The 24,890-nt window shown below is 41.9% G+C and carries 22 protein-coding genes; 16 read left to right on the plus strand and 6 right to left on the minus strand.

The genetic code is table 11. From position 1 onward, the window contains the following. The first annotated feature begins 1 nt into the window (after position 1). A complete protein-coding gene (thrC, locus tag LY624_RS03905) occupies positions 2–1,285 on the plus strand; it encodes a threonine synthase (RefSeq protein WP_130150827.1) in 1,284 nt (427 codons plus the stop codon). A 48-nt stretch (positions 1,286–1,333) separates the two neighbouring features. Here thrC and LY624_RS03910 read toward each other — a convergent pair whose 3' ends face one another. After that, the gene (locus LY624_RS03910; RefSeq protein ID WP_062570196.1) at positions 1,334–1,702 is read right to left on the minus strand and encodes a hypothetical protein; all 369 of its coding nucleotides are present in this window, start codon (positions 1,700–1,702) and stop codon (positions 1,334–1,336) included. A gap of 293 nt (positions 1,703–1,995) precedes the next feature. On the opposite strand from LY624_RS03910, the gene glyA reads away from it, so the two are divergent. The 10 genes from glyA (at position 1,996) to LY624_RS03960 (ending at position 12,370) form a co-directional block, all read left to right on the plus strand. Then, positions 1,996–3,252, plus strand: coding sequence for a serine hydroxymethyltransferase (gene glyA, locus LY624_RS03915; RefSeq protein ID WP_062570197.1), 1,257 nt, complete (start codon positions 1,996–1,998; stop codon positions 3,250–3,252). 108 nt (positions 3,253–3,360) lie between these two features. Then, positions 3,361–3,810: a transcriptional regulator NrdR gene (nrdR, locus tag LY624_RS03920; protein WP_054552576.1), complete on the plus strand. Its 450-nt coding sequence runs from the start codon at positions 3,361–3,363 to the stop codon at positions 3,808–3,810. A 2-nt stretch (positions 3,811–3,812) separates the two neighbouring features. Then, on the plus strand, positions 3,813–4,952 hold the full coding sequence (ribD, locus tag LY624_RS03925) for a bifunctional diaminohydroxyphosphoribosylaminopyrimidine deaminase/5-amino-6-(5-phosphoribosylamino)uracil reductase RibD (protein ID WP_341803907.1): 1,140 nt from the start codon (positions 3,813–3,815) through the stop codon (positions 4,950–4,952). Between the two features lie 4 nt (positions 4,953–4,956). Beyond that, on the plus strand, positions 4,957–5,610 hold the full coding sequence (locus tag LY624_RS03930; RefSeq protein WP_130150829.1) for a riboflavin synthase: 654 nt from the start codon (positions 4,957–4,959) through the stop codon (positions 5,608–5,610). 41 nt (positions 5,611–5,651) lie between these two features. Further along, positions 5,652–6,767: a bifunctional 3,4-dihydroxy-2-butanone-4-phosphate synthase/GTP cyclohydrolase II gene (gene ribBA / locus LY624_RS03935; RefSeq protein WP_341803908.1), complete on the plus strand. Its 1,116-nt coding sequence runs from the start codon at positions 5,652–5,654 to the stop codon at positions 6,765–6,767. 91 nt (positions 6,768–6,858) lie between these two features. After that, positions 6,859–7,323, plus strand: a complete 465-nt coding sequence (gene ribH / locus LY624_RS03940) for a 6,7-dimethyl-8-ribityllumazine synthase (protein ID WP_036966328.1) — start codon at positions 6,859–6,861, stop codon at positions 7,321–7,323. Positions 7,324–7,338: 15 nt separating this feature from the next. Beyond that, positions 7,339–7,749 (plus strand): transcription antitermination factor NusB, encoded by a 411-nt coding sequence (gene nusB, locus LY624_RS03945; protein WP_054552571.1) that lies wholly within the window; start codon positions 7,339–7,341, stop codon positions 7,747–7,749. A gap of 44 nt (positions 7,750–7,793) precedes the next feature. Further along, positions 7,794–8,768 carry a thiamine-phosphate kinase gene (thiL, locus tag LY624_RS03950; RefSeq protein ID WP_130150831.1) on the plus strand — a complete coding sequence of 325 codons (975 nt, stop codon included), beginning with the start codon at positions 7,794–7,796 and terminating at the stop codon, positions 8,766–8,768. Next, on the plus strand, positions 8,765–9,250 hold the full coding sequence (locus tag LY624_RS03955; RefSeq protein WP_130150832.1) for a phosphatidylglycerophosphatase A family protein: 486 nt from the start codon (positions 8,765–8,767) through the stop codon (positions 9,248–9,250). The genes thiL and LY624_RS03955 overlap by 4 nt, the downstream gene beginning before the upstream one ends. 33 nt (positions 9,251–9,283) lie before the next feature. Beyond that, a complete protein-coding gene (locus tag LY624_RS03960) occupies positions 9,284–12,370 on the plus strand; it encodes a ligand-binding sensor domain-containing diguanylate cyclase (RefSeq protein ID WP_130150833.1) in 3,087 nt (1,028 codons plus the stop codon). Between the two features lie 79 nt (positions 12,371–12,449). Here LY624_RS03960 and LY624_RS03965 read toward each other — a convergent pair whose 3' ends face one another. From LY624_RS03965 to xseB, 4 genes are all read right to left on the minus strand, one after another. Next, positions 12,450–14,582 carry a hypothetical protein gene (locus tag LY624_RS03965; RefSeq protein WP_341803909.1) on the minus strand — a complete coding sequence of 711 codons (2,133 nt, stop codon included), beginning with the start codon at positions 14,580–14,582 and terminating at the stop codon, positions 12,450–12,452. A gap of 218 nt (positions 14,583–14,800) precedes the next feature. Next, the gene (gene dxs / locus LY624_RS03970; RefSeq protein ID WP_341803910.1) at positions 14,801–16,663 is read right to left on the minus strand and encodes a 1-deoxy-D-xylulose-5-phosphate synthase; all 1,863 of its coding nucleotides are present in this window, start codon (positions 16,661–16,663) and stop codon (positions 14,801–14,803) included. Positions 16,664–16,750: 87 nt separating this feature from the next. After that, positions 16,751–17,638, minus strand: coding sequence for a (2E,6E)-farnesyl diphosphate synthase (gene ispA, locus LY624_RS03975; RefSeq protein ID WP_130150835.1), 888 nt, complete (start codon positions 17,636–17,638; stop codon positions 16,751–16,753). A gap of 5 nt (positions 17,639–17,643) precedes the next feature. Continuing rightward, positions 17,644–17,886 (minus strand): exodeoxyribonuclease VII small subunit, encoded by a 243-nt coding sequence (gene xseB, locus LY624_RS03980; RefSeq protein ID WP_062570206.1) that lies wholly within the window; start codon positions 17,884–17,886, stop codon positions 17,644–17,646. 272 nt (positions 17,887–18,158) lie between these two features. Here xseB and pomA point away from each other — a divergent pair, with 272 nt between their 5' ends. The 4 genes from pomA to LY624_RS04000 all read left to right on the plus strand — a co-directional run bounded on the left by pomA (position 18,159) and on the right by LY624_RS04000 (position 22,438). After that, entirely contained in the window at positions 18,159–18,926 is a 768-nt protein-coding gene (gene pomA, locus LY624_RS03985; protein WP_062570207.1) for a flagellar motor protein PomA, read from the plus strand. A gap of 2 nt (positions 18,927–18,928) precedes the next feature. After that, a complete protein-coding gene (locus tag LY624_RS03990) occupies positions 18,929–19,852 on the plus strand; it encodes a flagellar motor protein MotB (RefSeq protein ID WP_130150836.1) in 924 nt (307 codons plus the stop codon). 132 nt (positions 19,853–19,984) lie between these two features. Then, positions 19,985–20,476 (plus strand): hypothetical protein, encoded by a 492-nt coding sequence (locus LY624_RS03995; RefSeq protein ID WP_130150837.1) that lies wholly within the window; start codon positions 19,985–19,987, stop codon positions 20,474–20,476. 51 nt (positions 20,477–20,527) lie between these two features. Further along, positions 20,528–22,438, plus strand: a complete 1,911-nt coding sequence (locus LY624_RS04000) for a DNA topoisomerase III (RefSeq protein WP_341803911.1) — start codon at positions 20,528–20,530, stop codon at positions 22,436–22,438. A 1-nt stretch (position 22,439) separates the two neighbouring features. On the opposite strand, the gene LY624_RS04005 is transcribed toward LY624_RS04000, so the two are convergent. Continuing rightward, the gene (locus LY624_RS04005; protein ID WP_341803912.1) at positions 22,440–23,753 is read right to left on the minus strand and encodes a M20 metallopeptidase family protein; all 1,314 of its coding nucleotides are present in this window, start codon (positions 23,751–23,753) and stop codon (positions 22,440–22,442) included. 83 nt (positions 23,754–23,836) lie between these two features. Here LY624_RS04005 and LY624_RS04010 point away from each other — a divergent pair, with 83 nt between their 5' ends. After that, entirely contained in the window at positions 23,837–24,694 is an 858-nt protein-coding gene (locus tag LY624_RS04010) for a tetratricopeptide repeat protein (RefSeq protein ID WP_062570212.1), read from the plus strand. Positions 24,695–24,890 lie beyond the last annotated feature (196 nt).

The following is a 24,890-nucleotide window of genomic DNA, read 5'->3' on the forward strand; positions in this document are numbered from 1 at the left end:
CATGCAATTACATAATTTAAAAGATGAAACACAACAGGTGTCGTTTGTTGAAGCGGTAAAAACGGGTTTAGGGCGTAACCAAGGAGTGTTCTTCCCAGAAAGCCTTACGCCAATTCAAAACATTGATGCGTTACTAGATTTGGACTTTGTTAGCCGTAGCAGCAAGATTTTATCGCACCTAATTGGTGATGAGCTGCCAGCAGATACCGTTGCTCAGATGGTGCAAAATGCCTTTAACTTTGATGTGAAATTAGTTGAAGTAGAAAAAGACATTTATTGCTTAGAGCTATTTCATGGTCCAACGCTTGCGTTTAAAGACTTTGGTGGCCGTTTTATGGCTGAATGTCTTGCGCAATTTAACCAAGGCGAAAAAGTCACGATTTTAACGGCTACATCAGGCGATACAGGAGCTGCGGTTGCCCATGCCTTTTACAACAAGCCAAATATTGATGTCGTGATCTTATACCCGAAAGGGAAAATATCACTGGCGCAGCAAAAGCTATTCACAACGTTAGGTAATAACATTCACTGCTATGCTGTTGATGGTAGCTTTGATGATTGCCAAAGCATGGTAAAGCAAGCGTTTTTAGACGATGAAGTTAAACAAAAGCTTGGTCTAAACTCTGCTAACTCAATCAACATCAGTCGTTTAGTTGCACAGGTTTGCTATTACTTTGAAGCCATTGCTCAATTACCTAAAGAGCAACGTAGTAAAGCGCATATCTCAGTACCAAGTGGTAACTTTGGTAATGTGTGCGCTGCAATGATTGGTGCTGTGCTTGGTATGCCAGTAGCGAAATTAAGCGCTACAACTAACCAAAACGACACTGTGCCACGTTTTTTACAAAACAAAGAGTGGTCGCCTAATGACACGCTTGAGTCGTTATCGAACGCAATGGATGTGAGTAAACCGAATAACTGGCCACGTGTTCAGTTTATGTTGGATAACAAATGGTTTAGCTATGATGATTTTTACTCAAGCTGTGTGGGTGAAGAAGAAACAAAAGAGGTGATGAAAAAAATTCATCAAACGGGTTACATTGCAGAGCCTCATACTGCAATTGCTTATCAAGGCTTGAAAGAAAATCTAGCAGACGGCAGCGCAGGTATCTTTTTAGCGACAGCACACCCAGCTAAATTTAAAGAAAGTGTTGAAGAAATTTTAGACATCGAACTGTCTATGCCGAAACCACTTGCTGATGCATTAGCAAAGCAATGTTTAGCTGAAGATATCAAGTTTGATTATCAATTGCTTCGCACTGAGCTACTCAGTAAACTCGCGTAATATCTATAAAAAAGAGCGGCTAAGCCGCTCTTTTTTATATTGCTTATTTTAATGAAGTAGTGAATGGCTATGACGGTTTAAAACTCGCATAATGAGAATTACCAAAGAGGCGATACACAGTAACACACTGATAATTGAGATTATTTCGTTTTGTGTCCACTGAATTAAAGTGAACGCTGAAATGAATAAAATAAATGGTTTAAATTCATAGTAATAGTGAGATTTCGTTTGTTTTATTCTTTGGCTTGAGTGATCAGTTCTTCTGGCCTCAGAGCGCATACGCCACACATTTGCGCCCATTAAAAACAGTATTATACCGATTAAAGTTGGCACACTATCTTTGGCTAACGTAATACAACTCACCCCGAGAAAGAAGTACACATAAGGGACAACTTCATAAATTGGTTTGGCTAACATGTCTCGCTATCATCCTTGATACTAACTAATACTATAAGATTAGTTGGTGTAAGCGGAAATACAAGTGTCAGCGGCCGCTTTTTTAATTTAGTGACATTTTAAAAATATATGTAATATTTTAAATTTATAAATTTTTGTTATGTATCAATAAAAAAATATCATTATTAAAACACTGTGAAATAAATTCAATCCCTGTTTAAATATGTTCATCTTTACACGATAGGCAAAAGTGCGTTTTAAGCGTACAATATAGCCTTCAAAAAAACACCATACACGTTGCCTTAGGAGACCCCATGTTAGAACGTAGCATGAATATTTCGGATTTCGATCCAGAGTTATTTGCAGCCATCAATAAAGAGACGGCTCGTCAAGAAGAGCACATCGAACTGATCGCGTCTGAAAACTACTGTAGCCCACGCGTGCTTGAAGCACAGGGCTCTCAGCTAACGAACAAATATGCTGAAGGCTACCCAGGCAAACGTTACTATGGCGGTTGTGAGCACGTTGACGTTGTTGAGCAACTCGCTATTGACCGTGCAAACGAATTATTCGGCACTGACTACGCTAACGTTCAACCTCACGCAGGTTCACAAGCAAACGCAGCTGTTTTCCAAGCGCTTCTTCAGCCGCACGATACAGTACTAGGTATGAGCTTAGCTCATGGTGGCCACTTAACTCACGGCTCACACGTTAACTTTTCTGGTAAAACGTACAATGCAATTCAATACGGCCTAAATGAAGAGACAGGCGAAATTGATTATGCTCAAGTTGAAGCACTTGCATTAGAGCACAAGCCAAAAATGATCATCGCTGGTTTCTCTGCATACTCTGGCGTTGTTGATTGGGCTAAGTTCCGTGAAATCGCTGACAAAGTAGGTGCATACTTATTCGTAGATATGGCTCACGTTGCTGGTCTTATCGCAGCGGGTGTATACCCAAGCCCAATCCCTCACGCACACGTTGTTACTACAACAACTCACAAAACATTAGCGGGTCCTCGTGGCGGTCTAATCGTTTCTGCATGTGGTGATGAAGAGATTTACAAAAAGCTAAACAGCGCTGTATTCCCTGGTGGTCAAGGTGGTCCTTTATGTCACATCATCGCTGCTAAAGCGGTTGCTTTCAAAGAAGCATTACAACCAGAGTTTAAAACGTACCAAGCACAAGTTGTTAAGAACGCTCAAGCTATGGTTGAAGTTCTTCAAGAGCGTGGCTACAAAGTTGTTTCTGGTAAAACAGACAACCACTTATTCCTTCTTGACCTAATCGATAAAGATATCACAGGTAAAGATGCTGACGCTGCACTAGGTAATGCAAACATCACAGTTAACAAAAACTCAGTACCAAACGACCCACGTTCACCGTTTGTAACGTCTGGTCTTCGTATTGGTTCTCCGGCGATTACTCGCCGTGGTTTCAAAGAAGCTGAGTCAAAAGAGCTTGCGGGCTGGATCTGTGACGTACTAGACAACATCAACGATGAGTCTGTACAAGCAGAAGTAAAAGAGAAAGTGAAAGCTATCTGTAAAAAATTACCAGTTTACGCTTAATTACTGGTTAAACCGTAATTAAGATAACAATAGCGTTGTTTTTTGCTATTATAAAGGCCGCTTACTAAGCGGCCTTTTTTTGTTTTTTATAAACGGAAGTTGAACCCTATGCATTGCCCTTTTTGCACCGCAAAAGATACCAAAGTAATTGATTCTCGACTTGTTGGCGGTGGTCACCAAGTGAGACGTCGACGTGAATGTAACGAATGCCATGAGCGCTTTACCACCTTTGAAGGCGCTGAACTTGTGATGCCAAGAGTCATCAAGCAAGATGGTAGCCGCGAACCATTCAATGAAGACAAGTTACTGAATGGCTTGCATCGCGCTTTAGAGAAACGCCCTGTTAGCACTGAGCAGGTCGACGAAGTCGTTAATATCATTAAATCTCAACTTCGTGCCACCGGTGAACGTGAGATCTCTAGCCATTTAATTGGCGAGTGCATCATGGAATCACTAAAGAAACTCGACAAAGTAGCTTATGTGCGCTTTGCATCGGTTTATCGTTCATTTGAAGATATTCGCGAGTTTGGTGAAGAAATCGCTCGTTTAGGTGATTAATCATGTCGTTTACGGAGCTTGATACTGCTTACATGACGCGTGCCATTGAGCTTGCTAAGCAAGGTCGTTTTACTACGACGCCAAACCCGAATGTTGGCTGTGTTTTGGTTAAAGATGGCGAAATAGTCGGTGAAGGGTTTCATCAACTCGCAGGGCAGGGCCATGCTGAAGTGAATGCCTTGGCTGTAGCTGGCGACAACGCGAAAGGCGCCACTGCCTATGTGACTTTAGAGCCTTGTAGTCATTATGGACGCACTCCACCTTGTGCCGAAGGTTTAAAAGCAGCGGGTGTTAGCAAGGTGATTGCCGCTATGGTCGACCCAAACCCTGCGGTGAGTGGTCGCGGCCTACAAATTTTAGCCGACGCCGGTATTACCGTGGCATCTGGTTTACTTGAACAACAAGCGCGCGATTTAAATAAAGGTTTTTTAAAGCGTATGGAATCAGGGTTGCCATATGTGACTTGTAAAATGGCATGTAGTTTAGATGGTAAAACTGCGCTAAATAACGGCCAAAGTAAATGGATAACAGGCTCTAAAGCACGCCAAGACGTGCAAGCGTTTCGTGCCCAAAGTTGCGCGATACTCACTGGCGCAGATACGGTTATGACCGATAATGCAAAACTGAATGTTCGCATTGAAGAGCTTCCATTTACCATGCCAACCTCGCTGCCTTTGCGCCAGCCGACCCGAGTCATTATTGACTCACAAAATAGGTTAACCTCAGAACTCGCTTTATTTAGCATTGAAAGTCCGGTGATTATTTTTACCACGTCGCTTGATAATCAGCATAAATGGCCTCACTTTGTTAAACACGAAGTAGTGCCAGCAGTTAATAATAAAGTTGATTTATCGGCGGTTTTAAAGCGTCTTACTGAACTACAATTTAATCATATTTGGCTCGAAGCGGGTGCAACCCTTGCTGGGGTGTTCGCAGAGCAAGATTTAATTGACGAATACATTGTTTATATTGCCCCTAAGTTAATAGGTGATATGGGCAAAAGCTTACTAAACTTTGCAGAAGTCACTTTGATGAGTGATATCACTGAGCTGACCTTTACTGATACAGTGATGATTGGTGACGACATCCGTATAACCGCGAAAAAAGCAAAGCAAGCCACATATATTGAAAATAAAGAGTAACACTATGTTTACTGGAATAATTGAAGCAACAGGTAAAATTGTTGAACTAACACAAAAGCAAGGTGATCTAGCTATTCGTATCCAAAGCACTAATTTGGATATGAAAGACGTCAAGCTCGGTGACAGTATTGCCACCAACGGTGTGTGTTTAACGGTTGTCGCTAAATATAGCGATGGTTTTAGTGCTGACTTATCAAACGAAACAATCAGCTTAACTGGATTTGCACATTACAAAAAAGGCCAAACAGTTAATCTCGAAAAAGCCATGCAACCACTTTCTCGCTTAGGTGGGCACTTGGTATCAGGCCATGTTGATGGTATTGCGACGGTAGAAAGTATTAGTCCTAACGCTCGTGCAACAGAGTATTGGCTAAGTACCAACAGCGATTTAATGAAATACATTCCGTACAAAGGTTCGGTATGTATTGATGGTATTAGCTTAACGGTTAACGAAGTCGAGCAAAATCGCTTTAAGTTGACGATTGTTCCACACACCGCTGAGCAAACAACGATTGCAGAATTTCAGGTGGGTACTCAGGTGAACTTAGAAGTTGACCAGATTGCTCGCTACTTAGAGCGCCTAATAAAAGGGGCTGAACAACCTTCCCGTTCAGACATATCAATGAGCTTGCTAGCACAAGCTGGCTTTATTAAATAAGCACGGATAGGTCTAATTAATCATACTCTCATGGGCACATTATGAATTTACACAGCGCGCAAGAAATTATCGATGACATTAAAGCCGGTAAAATGGTTATTTTAATGGACGATGAAGACAGAGAAAATGAAGGCGATTTAATCATCGCAGCAGAACATATTAGTGCTGATGCCATCAACTTTATGGCAACACACGGCCGTGGTTTAATTTGTTTAACCATGACACAAGAGCGTTGTCAGCAGTTAGAATTACCACTTATGGTCAAAAATAACGGTGCTGCCTTTTCAACTAATTTCACTATGTCAATTGAAGCGGCAAAAGGTGTAACAACCGGCATTTCGGCGGCCGACCGTGCACGCACAGTGCAAGCGGCTATTGCTAAAGGAGCCGTGCCTAGCGATATCGTTCAACCAGGGCATATTTTTCCGATTATGGCGCAGCCAGGTGGCGTGTTAACACGTGCAGGTCATACTGAAGCAGGTTGTGATTTAGCGCGTTTAGCGGGTCTTGAGCCTTCATCAGTGATTGTTGAAATTTTAAATGCAGATGGCACCATGGCACGTCGCCCTGATCTTGAAGTATTTGCGAAAGAGCATGACTTAAAGATTGGCACCATTGCGGATTTAATCGAGTACAGAAACCTAAACGAAACCACCATTGAGCGCGTTGCTAAATGTAAACTGCCAACCGATCACGGTGAGTTTGATTTAGTGACCTACAAAGACACTATTGATGGTCAACTTCATTATGTTTTACAAAAAGGTGACGTATCTAAAGATGAGCCAACGTTAGTACGTGTTCACTTACAAAGTACGTTTAATGATATTTTGCTCTCAGATCGCAATGCTGACCGTAGTTGGGGTTTATCTGATGCAATGGCTTATATTGCTAAACATGATGGTGTATTAGTGATTTTAGGTAAACAAGAGTCAACCGAAGAGCTTGAAGCAACAGTAAAAGCATTTGCCGCTGAAGATGTGGGTGAAAATGTCAGTCATCGTAAATTCCAAGGTACATCGCGTACGGTGGGGGTCGGCTCTCAGATCCTAGCTGATTTAGGTATTGAAAAGATGCGTTTAATGAGCCGTCCGAAAAAGTACCATGCGTTATCTGGTTTCCACTTAGAGGTGGTTGACTACGTTGAGCCGCAGTCTTAATTAACTAGGCTACTTTTATATTTTTGTGGTATTATGCGCCGTAATTTTTGCGCAATCGCAACCGCTTAAACTTATTTTTTAGGGTTATTAAATGAAAATTATTGAAGGTAACAAATACGCACCAGGCAAAAAATTTGCCATTGTCATTTCTCGTTTTAATGACTTTATTGGTAGTAGCCTATTAGCAGGTGCTGTTGATGAGCTTAAACGCACAGGTGGCGTATCTGACGACGACATTACTGTTGTTTACGTACCAGGTGCCGTTGAATTACCTTTAGCAGCAAAACGCGTTGCAGCAAAGAAAGAACACGATGCAATCATCGCTCTAGGCGTAGTGATCAGAGGTGGTACACCACACTTTGATTTAGTCGCTGGCGAATCAAACAAAGGTCTTGCGCAAGTATCTCTTGAGTACGATATCCCGGTTGCATTTGGCGTATTAACCACTGAAAGCATTGAGCAAGCAATTGAGCGCGCAGGTACCAAAATGGGTAATAAAGGCGGCGAAGCTGCTTTAGGTGCGCTTGAAATGGTTAATGTGTTAGACAAAATTTAAGTTTAAGGAATCTCTGTGAAACCAGCAGCAAGACGTAAAGCACGTATCTTAGCACTTCAAGCCGTATACTCTTGGCAGTTAAGCGGTAACCCAATTGCTGATATTGAACAGCAAATGTTAATTGAAAATGATGTGACTAAAATCGACGTCGAATATTTCAAAGACCTAGCACGCGGTGTTGTTGTTAACTGTAAGCAATTAGATGAAATCGTTGCACCACATTTAGCACGCCCAGCTGATGAGTTAGACATGGTCGAAAAAGCAATTTTACGTCTGTCTGGCTACGAGCTGAAATTCCGTGAAGACGTACCTTACAAAGTAGCAATCAATGAAGGCATTGAGCTTGCGAAGATGTTTGGTGCTGAAGACAGCCATAAATTTGTTAACGGTGTACTTGATAAAGCAGTGAAAGAGCTGCGCAAGTAATCAACCCCGTAAAGGAGAGCCGGCTTGGGCCGGCTTTTTTGTGTATGAAGGAATTTGAATTAATCAATCGTTACTTTAAAGGTCGCGGCATTATTCGTCGTGATGTAAACCTTGGAATTGGTGACGATTGTGCGTTAGTGACCGTGCCTGAAAACTGCCAACTGGCAGTAACAACAGATACCTTAGTTGCGGGTGTACACTTTTTTGATGATATATCACCGCGTGCTCTTGGGCACCGTGCTTTAGCCGTTAATTTAAGTGATTTGGCTGCTATGGGCGCTGAACCTACGTGGGTTTCGGTTGGTTTAACATTGCCAGAAGCTAATATAGAGTGGCTTGAACAGTTCACCGAAGGCATGCATGAGATTGCAGAGTACTTCAATGTGCAGATCATTGGCGGTGACACTACACAAGGCCCTTTAACGATTACCATTTGTGCTAAAGGCATTGTACCTGAAGGCAAAGCGTTGCGTCGTAGTGGCGCTAAAGTGGGTGATTGGATTTATGTAACTGGTCCACTAGGGGATGCTGGCGTAGCCATTGAAGCCCGTAAGCAAGGCCTTGATATTGCCCCTGAACATTTAAGCTATTTGAATAATCGCCTCGATTACCCGACCCCCCGTGTGGCTGCAGGTCAAGTTCTACGCGGTGCAGCCTCATCGGCCATTGATATTTCTGATGGCTTACTGGCAGATTTAGGCCATATTTTAGCGCTATCGCAAGTTAGTGCTGTGATTAATGTTGATAAAGTGCCTGTGTCAGATGCATTAAATTCGTCGATCCCACGTAGAGAGCAATTTGATTACATTCTAAATTACGGTGACGACTACGAGTTGTTGTTTACTGTGCCTGAAAGTAATAAAAGCATGGTAGATATGAAACTACGCCAGTACGGCGTTGAAGCGAGTTGTGTTGGGCAAATTAAAAGTGGCGAGGGCGAGATTGAGCTATTACTTGATGGTGAAAAATTTAACTATCAAGGTAAGGGCTTTCAGCACTTTACGAAGGAGCCGGTTTGAGCAATAACCGTTTATTCAACTTAAAACGCCCACACCAGTTTTTTGGTTTGGGTTTTGGTTTAGGTCTTGCACCTAAAGCACCAGGCACCTTTGGTACCTTTGCTGCCTTGCCATTTATTTTCACCACTATGTATTTTCCGCTGTGGTTACAGATTGTGTTTGCAATTGTGATCAGCGTGTTTGGTATTTGGGCCTGTGGTAAAACAGCCGATGACTTAGGGGTGCATGATCATCCAGCCATTGTTTGGGATGAAGTTGCTGGTTATTATATCACCATGATGGGTGCCGCATTAAGTTGGCAGTCACTATTGGTTGGTTTTTTATTGTTCCGCTTTTTTGATATTGCTAAACCAGGTCCTATCCGAATTTTAGATAGACGTTTACACGGTGGCTTGGGCATCATGGCTGATGATATTTTAGCAGGTATATTTTCATTAATTTGTGTTCAAGCCTTGTTTAAAGCAGGCTATTTACCTTTTTAAACGATGAGTTAGGTGTTACTTGGTGGCAAGTATATGATGCGATTTATAATTCTCTGTTTGTTGATGCTTTGCAGCACGTCTGCATTTGCGTCTATTACCGACTACGTCGTTAAACAGTGGAATATCCAAAATGGCTTGCCCTCACAATCTTTAAAAAGTATTGCTCAAGATGAGCAAGGCTATATGTGGCTAGGCACACAGTTTGGCCTAAGCCGCTTTGATGGAAACACCTTTACTAACTTCAATACACAAAATAGCGATTTTCTACCTAGTAATGGTATTAATAAGCTATTGGTAGATAGCACTGGGTTACTTTGGGTTGGTACCAAAAATGGTTTGGTAACACTTGACCCTAAAACTATGATGTCGCAAACCTTTAACGTAAAAGGGCCTGTTCGCGATATTCTTGAAGACTCAAAAGGCAGTATTTGGATTGCAGCCAATGGCCTTTATTTCGTAGCACGTAATCAGGTTACATTAAATCAAAATTCAGCCTTGGTCGTGCCTGTATCTAATGCCACACCAATTACGCAAATTGTCGGTTCAGTCAGTCAAATGGCGCTATCACCAGAAGGTATATGGTTGGTTAATGAGCGTCACTTATTACGTTTAACCAATACTTCATCTGACTTTGCAAAACTACGTTTAGAACTTACCGCAAAAGTGTCATTACCCGAGCGCCTAGCGCAGACCATTATCCATGATATGGCTTGGCTTGAGGGGAACTTATATTTGGCATCGGAGCTGGGTGCATACTTTCTTGATTTAGATGATGAGCTGCGTCCATTCCCACTCCCTAACGCGAGCAACTCAGCTGTTTATAAGTTTATGAGCGATTCAGATGGTGCGCTGTGGATTTCCACCTATGGTCGTTTATTATTTAGAGATAACTCAGGTGACTGGCAGTGGGTTGAGCCTAGTCAGTTAGATCAGAGCATTTGGTTTGCTGACATATTTCGTGATAATCAAAATAATATTTGGCTGGCAAGCTTTAGTGAAGGTTTATGGCTTGCTCACGAAGGGCGAATAGAGCGCCATTCTGCTATTTCAAATATGACCGAAGCGGTGATGGCGATCAGCCAAGCGCCTGACGGTAAGTTATGGGTTGCTAACCGTAGTGGTGTTGGTTACTTCGATTACAATAAAAATTTTGTAAATCAAATACCCAGCAATCAATTTGGTCGGGCTGCGGTGCATGACTTACAATTTGATGGCGACCGCCTCTATATTGCCACTGGTCGAGGCGTTTTTTATTATGAAAACCAGCGTCTATATACGGTACCTGGTCGAGCTCTTCGTGATAACCCCGTATTTGCAATTAGCCGTTCAAACAAAGGTGGTTTTTGGCTTGGCACGGGTCGAGGCATGTATCGCTTAAGTTATGGGGGGTTAACGCCATTTGCTTACAACGCTTTTTTAAGCAGTAAATTTATAACCTACGTATTGGATGAGCAAAACTTTGGCTTAATTGGCACCAGTAAAGGTGCTTACTACTTTACCGACCGCGGTATTGAGAAAATTGGCGATCAGACCAGTTTAGAGAGTGCGTATGTGACCAGTATTTTAAATATCGACGGTGTGGGTATTTTAATTGGCTCTTTGAATGATGGTTTATTTTATCGCAGTACACAAGGGCAGTGGCGTCAGCTAGATGCTACTGACGGTTTACCCTATGGCTCTATTTTCAGTCTTGTCTACGACAAACAACTAAAGCGTATCTGGGTCAGTACCATGAAAGGCGTATACCGTATGCCTGTTGAGCAGTTTAGTACTGACATTGAGAGCTTGAAAGTTGAGCAGGTTATTTCGTCATTTGACCGCCAGCTTGATGGTAAAGCTAGCCAATGTTGTGCAGGTCTTGGTCATGATGCGGTGGCGGACACTGGTAATTCGATTTGGTATCCAAGTCTACAAGGGGTCGTTGAAATACCTAAAAGTGTTGAACTATTTGGTGTTAAAGCGCTTAAGCCACGTATTGAAAACATTACCACACCTCTTCGTCAAATGAGTACGGCCTCGCTCGGTGCTAAACCTGAATTACAAATTGATGAGCGAGATGTCACCATTAAGTACACCGCTATCGATTATTATGCTCCTTCAAGTATTGAGTTCCGTTACCGATTAAGTGGGTTAGATAGTCACTGGCGCTATGCAAATACACGTCGCGAAGCAATCTACACTAACTTACCACCGGGCTCTTTTTTATTTCATCTAGAAGCTAAACGCCGCGGTGAAGATTGGCAGAAAGCGCGCAGAACAGAATATGCGTTTGTTGTGCCGCAACGATTTGATGAAACTATTTATTTTAGATTGCTCATCACAAGCAGCTTTATTTTATTATTTTATCTTGTCTTTTGGGTGTTTAGAGCGCAAGAAAAACGCAAGCAGTTAGCCCTTGAAAGCTTAGTAACAGAACGCACCGTAGAGCTTCGTGAAGCGAACGATAAGCTTAATCAAGTGAACTCACAGCTTAAATTAGTGAGTCACTCAGATGAGCTTACCGGGCTTCGTAGTCGTCGCTTCTTATTTGATCAACTTCCTAAGGATATTGAGCACTTTCAGCGTAACTCGCAATCACTGCAAGCGCAGGGTAAATCCTTAGTATTGATGATTATTAACTTTGATAATTTTAGCCGTATCAATGACGCCTATGGACCGCTGGCTGGTGATAGTTGCTTACAGCAAATGGCTACACTGTTGAATAGTCGTACCCAAGGCTCCGATTATGTTGCACGTTGGAGTGGTGATGAGTTCTTACTTTTACTGCGTGATTTTAAACGTTCTGGTATAGATAGTTATGCAGCTGAACTGTGTGAGGCTATTGCGGGTAATGCATTTAGACTTCCAAATGGAGAGTCAACAACCATTACAGCTTCTCTTGGATGGTCTTTTTATCCGCTTCCTTTGCTAGGTGGGCAAGTTATTGGTTGGGAAACATCAGTGAACCTTGCAGATATCGCGCTACATCAAGTTAAAAAGCGTGGTGGCGACGGGGTGGCTAATATAACGTTTGATGAGCAGCTTGACGCATTTGAGTTTGAACAAACTCAAAATGTTGATCAGCAACTCAGCGCTCTTCAGGCTAATGGTCTAGCAGATATTAAAATCTGGATGCGCTAAATAAAAATGCCTTATCTAGGGCTAGATAAGGCATTGGAGGCCAACCAAGGCGCTTGTTACCTAAACGCCTATTGATGGTTTAGTGGTTAAGCCAAGCTGGTAAAATAGCCACCGACTCAGGCGCTGTAAATGAGTAGCTGACATCTGCAGCTATATCGCCTCCGGGGCTATTTAAAATATTGTCGAAACGCATTACTAGACCGTTTGATTTCTCAGCAACATAGAGATGGCTGCCTGTGTACATAATATCTACAGGGTTACCAAGCTGACTAGCGGGGCCTGCGATGTTAACGCTAACGTTGGTTAAACCACTTGCCATTGATGCATTATTTATCACGTAAATTTTACCGTCTGTTGCATCCGCAGCACTGCCTACATCAGAGATAATTAACGAGTCACTGGTTGGGTCGTAGTCTATGCCATGAATGTTTGTTGGCGCCGCAAATGCAGTACCACCCGATGCAGGAGTAATTAAGCGATCTTCACCGGAAATAGTTGTCATGCCCGCTAGCCATTTGCTTTTAACTTCATCGAACACTGCAACCGTCCCATTGGTCAGTGCAACAAACGCTTTATCTGTTGCAGAGTCATAGTCAACATCCCAAGGGCGCGCACTAGCACTAGGAGTCAGTGTCATGAGTGGGCTTACGTCACCTGTTGCGCAGCTTGAAAATATCAGCACCCCAGGTGTAGTTGGATTGAATTCTGCAACAAATACCATGCCAGCATCAGATGCTACATCAAGCCCCTTCGGTGAAATAATACCGGTATTTGCGCCGGTAATTAATCTGTCTTGAGCCATTGAAAAACTTTCGCCATCACGAGAAGTCGCCACTTTAGTTGAAATTGCAACGCCGCCAATTGACGTGCTTGCATTATCAAATGTGGCATAGCTGGTTCCTGATTTGTCGAATGCAACACTTTCAATGGTTTGGCTTGCATTATAAGTCGCAAGCTCGGCTGTTAAAGGAGCATTTAAACGACTAATTTGCCCTGTAGTAGGGCCTGCGGTCCCTGGGTTACTGCTGACTGCAACACCAAGTAGTGGCATATTTACCATGATACTATCTGAGCTATCTTGCATATCGTTATGCATGATGGTTTCTGTAATTGATTCTGGTTTTGTGGTCGCAGTGACTAAGTCTGGCGAAATATCACCGCTTGGGCCTGCAAATATGTTACTAAAGACCAGAACTGCGTCATTTGATTTTTCAGCGACTCTTAAGTCACTCCCTGTGAGGCTTATATCAACTGGGTTACCTAGCATAGACATAGGCCCTGCAATATGACGATCTACCGCGACCATGCCACTGGCTTGTGAAGCATCAGAAATAACAAAAATTGCACCATCTGTTGCATCTGATGCACTGCCTACATCAGAGAGTACTAAGGTGTTAGTTTGCATATCAAGCGCGATGCCATGAATGTTGACTGAAACTTTAGCACCACTGTCATCGCTAGGTGTAATTGTTAGGGCTGGTGTTGCGACAAAGCCACCACTGACGTAATTGTCATAAACTGCTACATCACCATTGGTTAGTGCAACGTATAAACGATCGTTGTCATCGTCGTAGGTTAAGTCCCATGGTTTTGCATCTGTGATTGTTGTTGCAAGTGGGGCCACATCACCTGCAGCTTCTTTACCGAATACAGTGACTTGCATCGCATTAAAATCAGCAATCAGCACCAAGCCATGCTTATGAGATACATGAATACCCTTAGGGTTGACAAGGGTTGTGTTAGTACCGCTTATCATACGATCAATACTGCTGTTGTAGCTGCCATCGCTACGACTGAGCACCTGACATACGGTGCTTAACGAGCCATTACCAGAATCCGCTGCTTGCACTAAATTACCTAGGCTATCGAATGCAACACCTTCGTTGGCGCCGCTATTAAACGTACTTAATTTAGCCGCATTTTGATCAATCAAGTTGACTGTGCCTGCGTTATCAGCGCCATTGTTAGCTAGAATAAAGGTGGCTGCCGCAAAGCCTGGCGCACCATTTTGCCCATCCATTCCATCCATTCCATCTGAACCATCTTGTCCTGCAACACCTTGTTGACCTGCTGCACCGTCTTTACCATCATCGCCACTGCAGCCTGCAATACCAATCGTAACAGCGAGTGCTAAGGCCGAAATTGTTAATTTCATAAGTTTAGATTGAGTGTCGATTTGTTCTACTGCTAGGTTGTTTTTAAACGCTTTCATTTGTTCATACCTTCTTTAATATTCCATCAAATGTGAACAGACATCGGTTTTGCTTAGCACAGCTTAAAGCATATTACTTGCTCACGGGTTAACCTCATTGAATAAACGAAGAAGGGGTATGATTGGATGCAGAAAAATTAATTATTTTTCAATTTTTTTGGATGTGATTGTTCTATAAATAAAAAAAGGAGCTCTATGCTCCTTTTTGTAAATTAATGTCAGGTTATGAATGCGTTGATACTGGTTACTATTCCTTGGGGATCTAATCCCATTTCTGCATGCATCTCTTGTTGAGTGCCATGCTTAATGAATTCATCAGGAATACCTAAGTTCAATATTTTCACATTCGCTTTAGCGGCTGCTAAATACTCATTTACTGCAGAGCCAGCACCGCCAGCAATGGCGTTGTCTTCTAATGTCACAAGTACATCGTGCTCTGCTAGTAAGTCATCAATAGCGTGTGTATCAAGCGGCTTAATAAAACGCATATCAAGTAAGCTGGCGTTGAGTCCTTTTGCCGCCAGTTCAGCGTTTTCTAGTAATGTGCCAAACGATAAAATCGCCACTTTACTGCCTTTGCGTATAGTGCGTGCACGGCCTATTTCAATTGCGCTCATTTGCGTTTCAACGTCACAATTGCCCGCACTGCCACGCGGGTAGCGAACAGCCACTGGTTGATTACATTGGTAACCAGTGTAAAGCATTTGTCGGCACTCATTGGTGTCGCTAGGTGCCATGATAATCATGTTAGGTATGCAGCGCATAAAGCTTAGGTCGTAGGCACCTTGGTGAGTTTCCCCGTCTGCGCCAACAATACCTGCACGGTCAATGGCAAATAAAACAGGAAGGTTTTGTAGTGCCACATCATGAATGAGCTGATCATATGCACGTTGTAAAAAGCTTGAGTAAATGGCAACAACTGGTTTTAAGCCTTCACATGCTAAACCTGCTGCCAGTGTTACTGCATGTTGCTCCGCAATAGCAACGTCAAAGTATTGCTCGGGGTATTCTTTCGAAAAGCGTACCATGCCTGAGCCTTCACGCATTGCTGGGGTAATCGCCATCAGCTTGTCGTCTTGTGCAGCCATATCACAAAGCCAGTCACCAAATACATTAGAGAATGTTGCGGCTCCTGGTTTTGATTTGGGTAGTTTTGATATGCTTGGATCAAATTTTGGTACACCATGGTAGCCAATAGGGTCCGCTTCAGCAGGTTTATAACCTTTCCCTTTTTGCGTTTTTATGTGCAGTAATTGTGGGCCTTTAAGATTACGCATATTGCGTAAGGTATCAACCAACATATTTACATCGTGCCCATCAATCGGGCCGATATAATTTAAACCCAGCTCTTCAAAGAAAGTGCCAGGGATGACCATACCTTTTAAGTGCTCTTCCATGCGACTTGCAAGCTCTTTTACTGGAGGCAAGCCTGATAGCAGCTTTTTGCTGCCTTCACGGATGTTGGTATAAAAACTACCTGATAAGATTCGTGCAAAATGATTGTTCAGTGCACCCACGTTTTCAGAAATCGACATTTCATTATCATTTAAGATAATTAATACGTTAGGGTTTACATCACCCATGTGGTTCATCGCTTCGAATGCCATACCTGCGGTAATCGCACCATCACCAATAACAGCTACGGTTTTTCGATCTTTACCTTCTTTTTCAGCGGCAATGGCCATTCCTAGCGCGGCTGAAATTGATGTACTTGAGTGACCCACACTAAATGTGTCGTACTGGCTTTCTTCGCGAAATGGGAAAGGGTGTAAGCCGTCTTTTTGACGAATAGTATGCATCTGGTCACGGCGACCCGTTAAAATTTTATGTGGATAGGCTTGATGGCCTACATCCCAAACGAGTCGATCAGAGGGCGTGTTATAGACATAATGCAGAGCGACAGTTAATTCAACCGTGCCTAACCCAGAGGCTAAATGACCACTACTTTGCGAGACTGAGTTAAGCAGGTACTCGCGTAACTCTTTACTAAACGCAGGTAATTTATCTTGCGCTAAATCACGCAGCTGTGCTGGCTCGTCAACCAAACTTAATAATGGATACTTGCTACTATCAAGTGTCATGATTTTATATACATCCTTCGCTAACCAGAGTGCATTATAGCTTATTGTGACTCTGATTTTTTAGTTATTTTGTCGTTGTTTTACGCATCAATATTTGCGTTCAACAATATAGTTGGCAAGCCTTGCCAGTTCACTCGTATCGAAATTAATCGCCTCTAAAGCTTGATGTGCTTGCGCGAGTAAATCTTGCGCTTTTTGCTTTGCGCCATCCAGTCCTAAAAGAGCGGGGTAGGTTGCTTTATTTGCTGCAATATCTGACCCTTGCGGTTTGCCAAGTGTTTCTGTATCTGCTTCGACATCTAGGATATCGTCTTGTACCTGAAAAGCCAGACCTATCGCTTGTCCAAACAAATTAAGCTGTTTTAATGTGTGTTCGTCACACTGATTGGCACACAATGCACCTAGGGTTATTGCACAATTAAGCAGTGCCCCTGTCTTCAGTTGGTGAATACGCTCTAATTGTTCGACACTGATTTCATTATTCGTCGCACTAATATCAAGCGCTTGACCACCTACCATACCTTCAATACCTGAGGCTTTGCTTAATGAGGCGATCATTTTTATTTGCTGCGCTGGCGGTACAGAAAAAGGATGATTGGCAATTAAGTCAAAGGCAAGTGTTTGTAGTGCATCACCTGCAAGAATAGCGTTTGCTTCACCATAAACTATATGGCAAGTAGGGCGGCCACGTCGCAGATCGTCATCATCCATTGCTGGTAAGTCATCATGAACTAGTGAATAGCTATGGATACACTCAATGGCTGCTGCAAGAATATCGAGGTCTTTTTTCTGTGCCCCCATCATCCTACCTGTTGCATAAACAAGGTAAGGACGTAATCGTTTGCCGCCATTTAACACGCCATAATGAGTGGCTTCTTTTATTGTTTGTTCGGTATCTAAAGGCTGATCAAAATAGTGATTAAGTGTTGCTTCAACATCATTGCGAGCATCTTGCAGTTGGTCTATTAATTGCACTGAAATTAGTCCAAATTTGAATCGAAATTGCTCAGTGGAGCTTGGCTATCGTTACCCATAAGTATGGCAACTTTTTGTTCTGCTTGTTGTAGTTTACCTGATGAGGCATTAGCTAATGCAATACCACGTTCAAACTGCTTAAGAGATTGCTCTAATGACAAGTCACCCTGTTCCATTTGTACAACAATATTAGATAATTCATCCAAGGCTTCTTCAAAGCTCAAGTTTTCTGGTTTCTTCGCTGCCATAGTGGCCTCACTAGCTGATAGAAAGTGAGGCCAATTTTAGGGGGAATGCTAAACTAGGTCAAAGAATGATGTGTTTTTTTACGCATAAAGCAACGCCAATATGCTATTTTTACGCTTTTAGACACAAGATAAACTTGTAGCTTGAGAAACTTACATTAAAATAAAATTAATTCATTTAATGATTTAAGTATTTCAATTGCTTGCCGATAAGCAGTTAATAATAAAAATTTGATGCCTTAGGGTATCGTGCAATTGTTCCTCTGGAGGGGTATGTGGATTTAGCAACCATAATAGGTATTCTTGGTGCCATAGGCTTAATTGCTATGTCGATGGTGTTAAGTAGTGATGGCCAAGTTGCAATGTTTTATAACACCCCTTCGGTGGTCATTGTATTTGGCGGCTCTATTTTCATTGTGTTGTCAAACTTTACTATGGGTCAGTTTTTGGGCATAGGTAAAGTTGCCGCGAAAGCTTTCATGTTCAAGATAGAATCTCCAGAAGAGCTAATAGAGAAAGCTGTAGAGTTAGCTGATTCAGCACGTAAAGGTGGTTTTTTAGCACTTGAAGAAGCTGAAATTCCTAATGGCTTTATGCGCAAGGGCGTTGATATGCTCGTCGATGGTCATGACGCCGATGTGGTTCGTGCTACCTTGCAAAAAGATATCGCACTTACTGCCACTCGTCATGAACATGGCGCAGGATTATTTAAATCGTTAGCCGACATAGCTCCTGCAATGGGTATGATAGGCACGCTAATTGGCCTTGTTGCCATGTTATCAAATATGGATGATCCTAAAGCTATCGGTCCTGCGATGGCTGTTGCATTATTAACGACATTATATGGTGCTTTCTTAGCGAACGTGGTTGCTATTCCAATTCAGGTCAAACTAGAGCTACGTAAAGACGAAGAGGCTCTTAATCAACGCTTAATTCTCGACGCAGTACTCGGTATTCAAGACGGTCAAAACCCGAAAGTAATAGAAGGTATCTTGAAAAACTACTTAGCAGAGTCTAAACGAAAAGTGGATACTGAGGAGTAAGCATGTCTGATCAAGAGTGCAAATGTCCACCTCCGGGTTTACCAGCTTGGATGGGAACCTTCGCAGATTTAATGTCACTGTTAATGTGCTTCTTTGTACTCTTGCTTGCCTTTTCTGAAATGGATGTTCTTAAGTTTAAGCAAATTGCTGGCTCAATGAAGTTTGCTTTTGGTGTGCAAAACAAAATTGAAGTAAAAGACATCCCAAAAGGAACTTCAGTAATAGCCATGGAGTTTACGCCAGGTAAACCCGAGCCTACGCCTATCGAAACAATTCAACAACAAACGGTTGAAATGACCCAGCAGATGTTGGAATTCCAAGCCGGTGATGAAAGCTCAGCAGGTGGACGTCAAGAGCAGCGTGGTAATAAGCGTGGCGGTGAGTCTCAAAGTACAGCGCAAGAACAAGCGATGGATCAATCTATTTCCGCTGCGAATCAAGAACAAACCAACGAGCTTGTGAAGAAAATTGCGCAACAACTTGAACAACAGATTATTGATGGTGCGATTGAACTAGAGTCTTTAGGCCAGCAAATTATTATTCGTATTCGGGAAAATGGCTCATTTCCTTCAGGGAGTGCGTTTTTACAACCTAAATTCAAACCAATTATTCGAGATATTGCAACCTTGCTAAAAGACGTGCCTGGCGAAATAACGGTATCTGGTCACACTGATGATTTTCAGGTTTCCAATGAGCTATATACCAATAATTGGGATTTATCTTCGAAGCGTGCAGTTGCAGTTGCAAGTGAAATGGAAAAAGCGCCAGGTTTCGATAAATCGAGAATGGTCGTAGTGGGCCATGCTGAAACGAGGCCACTTGTTCCCAATGTTACCGATGAAGATAGAAAGCGTAACCGTCGCGTCGAAATCTCAATTATGCAAGGCAAGGCGCAAGAGTCGGATCCTATTGATGTAAGACCCTAAATCAGTTACAGTTACAATTAGTTAAAGAATGTAATGGGTATAAGAATGAAAAAGCTCGATAAGTATTGCTACCTGCCAGGTAACGGTGATGGTAACGATGGTAAAACAGAAAACTAATTAAGGTCGCTACTTGTGCCGGATTGGTTTAACTCTTTTATTGTTATATTGGGTAATAGCTGGGTGTTCATTCTGAGCCCAGCTATTTTTGTTTTTTATATCAGAAATGATTGGCTCGCCTTTAGGTTTTCTGTAATAACCGCTAGTTTTTTTCTATATGGCACTCTTATCCATTCAAGCCTTAGCGAGTTTGATGACATCTTTGTTTGGCGTTACGTTGTATGGGCATTTAATGACATAGCATGGATGGCCATCATTGCTTATCTTGGTATAAAAGATAAGGTTTATCTTTGGCAGAGCGTACTAGGGCAGTTAGTCGTTGTAATGGCACCCATATTACAACTATTTCGCGTAATTGATATTCACTTATGGGATTTATCGTATAGCACATATATGTATAAAACCTTACTCCCTCTTATTAATATAGGCACCGTAGTTGTATGTTATTTGCCTATGATTTACTTATTCACCCGTCGCAATAGGCTCGCTGAGACCATTCCTAAGTAAAAAATGCTGTGTTAGACTACTGTTTATAAAAACAGTATTTAGTGTTGCATTATGAAACTTTACATTGCCGAAAAGCCGTCCCTAGCAAGAGCCATTGCTGATGCATTGCCAAAACCACAAAAAAAGCAAGATGGCTATATTGAGCTTGCTAATGGTGATTGTGTTTCTTGGTGTATTGGCCATTTGCTTGAGCAAGCTGAGCCTGACGATTACGACGCAAGTTTTAAAAAGTGGCGATTTGAGCACTTACCTATCGTGCCCGAACAATGGCAGTTAAAACCTAAAGCAAAAACACGCAAACAACTCACCGTATTAAAAAAGCTGATTAAGCAAGCGAGTATAATCGTCCATGCCGGTGATCCTGACCGTGAAGGACAGTTATTGGTAGATGAAGTAATTGAACAGGTAAAACTAAGCCAAGCTAAAAAACAGCAAATCCAGCGACTCTTAATAAGCGACTTAAACTTAAGTGCAGTTAAAAAAGCGCTGAATAATTTAAAGTCGAATCGCGATTTTATTCCCTTGAGCGTATCAGCCTTAGCTCGCTCACGTGCTGATTGGTTATTTGGCATGAATTTAACGCGAGCTTATACGCTTGCTGGACAAAAAGCAGGGTTTGGTAATGTGTTGTCTGTAGGTCGTGTTCAAACACCTATTTTAGGGCTAGTTGTAAATCGCGATAATGAAATAGCTAACTTTGTGGCAAAACCTTTCTACGAAGTTTTGGCTCATCTCGAAACAGAGCAGCAGCAAACATTTTCTGCTAAGTGGCAACCAAGTAAAGCATGCGAGCCCTATCAAGATGAAGAAGGTAGAGTATTACATAGAGGACTTGCTGAAAATGTTGTGTCACGAATAACTAATCAACCAGCTAAGGTGGTTGAGCTTGAGCAAAAACAAAAAAAACAACAAGCCCCATTGCCTTATAACTTATCTGCTTTACAAATCGATGCAGCAAAAGCGTTTTCAATGCCAGCACAAAAGGTGCTCGATACCTGTCAAAGTTTGTACGAACGCCATAAGTTAATTACGTATCCTCGTTCAGATAATCGCTATTTACCAAAAGAACACCATAAAGATGCAACGAGTATTATTGCTGCAATTGCTAATAATGAAGGGCAAAGTAGTGAAGCTTGTAAGCAAGCTGATATGAGCAAGCAGAGTAAATGTTTTAATGACAACAAGGTTGCAGCTCACCACGCGATTGTTCCTACCGAAAAGCAGCTACGCTCAGCATCATTAAATAGTGACGAACAAAAAATCTATCGATTGATCTGTCGTCATTATTTAATTCAGTTTTATCCAGACTATGTGTTTAACGAAACCAAAATAACGGTTGAAATTGCGGGTGGTCTTTTTAAAGCTGCTGCTAAGCAAGATATTAGCTTAGGGTTTAAAACATTAATGGGCAAAACAGAGTTAAAAGATGAGCAAACCTTACCTGCACTTGAAAAAGGTCAGCCGCTGCATTGTAATCAAGGTGAAGTGATAGACAAAATGACCACACCGCCAGCGCACTTTACTGATGCGACCTTACTAAGTGCTATGACAGGCATCAGCCGATATGTAAAAGACTCTGAAATTAAAAAGATCCTCAAAGAAACGGATGGTCTAGGGACTGAGGCTACACGGGCAGGCATTCTTGAGCTTTTATTCAAGCGCCGCTTTTTAGAGCGTCAAGGTAAAAACATTTTAGCTACAGCAACAGGTAAAGCACTTATTAGCACTTTACCAGAGCAGCTTGCTAGCCCTGACTTAACAGCTAAGTGGGAAGCATCATTAGGGAACATAGCTGAACAGCATATGAGTTATCAGCAGTTTTTAACGCCATTACTGACTGAGTTACATGCTTTAGTCGATCAAGCCAAACAGTGCGATAGTCAAGTCTTTGCTCAATTACCAAAAACGCCGCAAAAGCGACGTTTTAAAAGAAAAGCTAAGCCCAGAGCTAAATCAACCTAAACTACTGTTTGTTGAATAGGGCAACCGCGGCATTACTCATAGCTGTAATACCCGTAGGAAGTGCTTTTTTGTAATCAGGTGCAAACTTACTTGAGTGTAAAGAAGGTAATGTTGCACCAGATTGCATCGCCGCATCATACTGACTAGGCTCAACACCACCTAACCAAAATAAAGTAATTGGAATATTCTTATCTGTACGTCCGTATAAACCAAAGTCTTCGCCGGCCATCACAGCGTCAGTTTCCAGTACATTGCTCTTGCCTATTGCGTTAGAAATAGCATTACGGACTAGATTGGTTTGCTCAGGATTATTATAAGTAGATGGAATAGACTCATCTTCATGCACATACACTTCGGGCGCTAAGCTTTCATCAAGTCCTGCACTTAATGCAATCCCTTTAGAGATACGTTTAATTGCTGCGATTTGTTGTAATCGCACTTCAGGGTTATAACTACGAAGCGTTAATTGCAGTTTAACTTCATCTGAAATGACATTGTGTTTAGAGCCACCGTGAATTGAGCCAACGGTGATCACTGATGGCTCTAATGGTGACAATTCTCTGCTAGTGATCGTTTGTAGTGCTAATACAATACGCGAAGCAATCACAACAGGGTCAATGGTTGTGTGTGGGTAAGCACCGTGACCGCCTTTACCCTTTACAGTAATATCAACTGAGTCAACACTTGCCATTGTGTACTCATTTTTCATGCTGATTTTACCAGCTGGAACACTGGCACTGACATGTAAAGCAATAACGTGGTTAGGCGTAGGGTACTTGGTAAAAAGTCCTTCTTTAAGCATTGCTTTTGCACCACCGCCTACTTCTTCAGCGGGTTGTGCGACCATCATTAATGTACCTTGCCACTGATCTTTGTGTGTCATTAACTGTTGGGCTGTGCCAATAAACGAACTCATGTGAATATCATGACCACAGCCATGCATTACACCTACAGTTGAGCCTTCGTCGTTTGTAACCGTTACTTTTGAAGCGTACGGTTTACCAGTTTGTTCAACAATGGGTAAGCCATCTGTATCGGTACGGATCATCACAGTTGGTCCAGTACCATTTTTATAAATACCAACTACGCCATAGCCACCTACATTATCAGTAACCTCAAAGCCAAGTTTAGTAAGTCGCTTTGCTAATTTTTTACTTGTTTGTTTTTCATGATAAGAAAGTTCTGGAGATTGATGTAAATCTAGGTAAAGCTTTTCAATCTCTGGCATGGTTTTCTGAAGATTTAAATCTAAGGTTGTTGCTTGTGTTATGGGAGTGAGAAGTAATAACGCAGCAGATATAACTGATAATTTCATAATGACCTCGACTGAATGGGCTTGTAATTGTTATGTTTGTCACCATATAAAAACCTAAATACTTATATAGTGCAATTGATCAAATGAATAATATGGTAAATGTTACTCCACAGAATTTACAGCAAGTACTGGGTGAGACCTCAGCCGAAAAATTAGTTTTACTAACTTTCTACTCTGCGCAAAACCCAGAGTGTCATCAGCAAGCTGTCATTTTAGAAAAAATCGCACATGAATACGGTGAGCATTTATTAGTAGCAACCTTAGACTGTGATGTTGAGCAGGCTCTTGCAGCGCAACTTGCACAGCAAATTGGTTTGCAAGCATTACCAACGCTTGTGATGTTAAAAGATTCAGCGCCTGTGGATATGTTACCGGGTGCTCAAACAGAGCAGCAAATTCGTGACGCGCTAGCCAAACATTTACCTGCCCAGCACGAGTTATTACTGGAGCAAGCTAAGCAAGCGTTAATTAATCAAGATTTAAATAATGCGTTTAATTATGCAAAGCAGGCTTATGAGCTTGATCCGAGCCATACGCGTGTAAAATTAGTATTAGCTGATATTTGTATTCAAATTCATAAATTAGAAGATGCACAAGCATTACTAGATTCAGTGGCAGAGAATGAACGTGATGCGTATTTCACAAATATTCAAGCAAAGTGTGAACAAGCATTAGCTGCAACAGACTCTCCAGAAATAAAAGCACTGCAAGCTAAAGTTGAAAAATACCCAAATGATTTAGAGATAAAAGTAGAGCTAAGCAATGCGCTCAATAACGCGGGTCGTAAAGAAGAAGCTTTAGAGGTGTTATTTAATGTGCTTAAAAAAGATCTTAACTACGCGGATGCAAAACCAAGCTATCTAGAAATCATTGCCTCTTTACCTGATGGCGATGCATTGGCGTCTAAGTATCGTCGTAAACTATATAGTATCTTGTACTAATCCATTATTGATTGATAAAAGCGCCATTAAAAATAGTGGCGCTTTTTTTATTTAAAAACTTGCGTATTACCTAATTTCGATAATACTTAAGATCCTCTCGAGAAAAGTTGACTGTATTTTGTACAGTAAACTGTATTTTTTACTGCCTTTAGCTTGTTTTTTGCGCGAAAGGTAAGTTTTTAGTAGTTTTCTACAA

The sequence above is a fragment of the Pseudoalteromonas sp. N1230-9 genome, from assembly GCF_032716425.1.
In the GTDB taxonomy this organism is placed as follows: domain Bacteria; phylum Pseudomonadota; class Gammaproteobacteria; order Enterobacterales; family Alteromonadaceae; genus Pseudoalteromonas.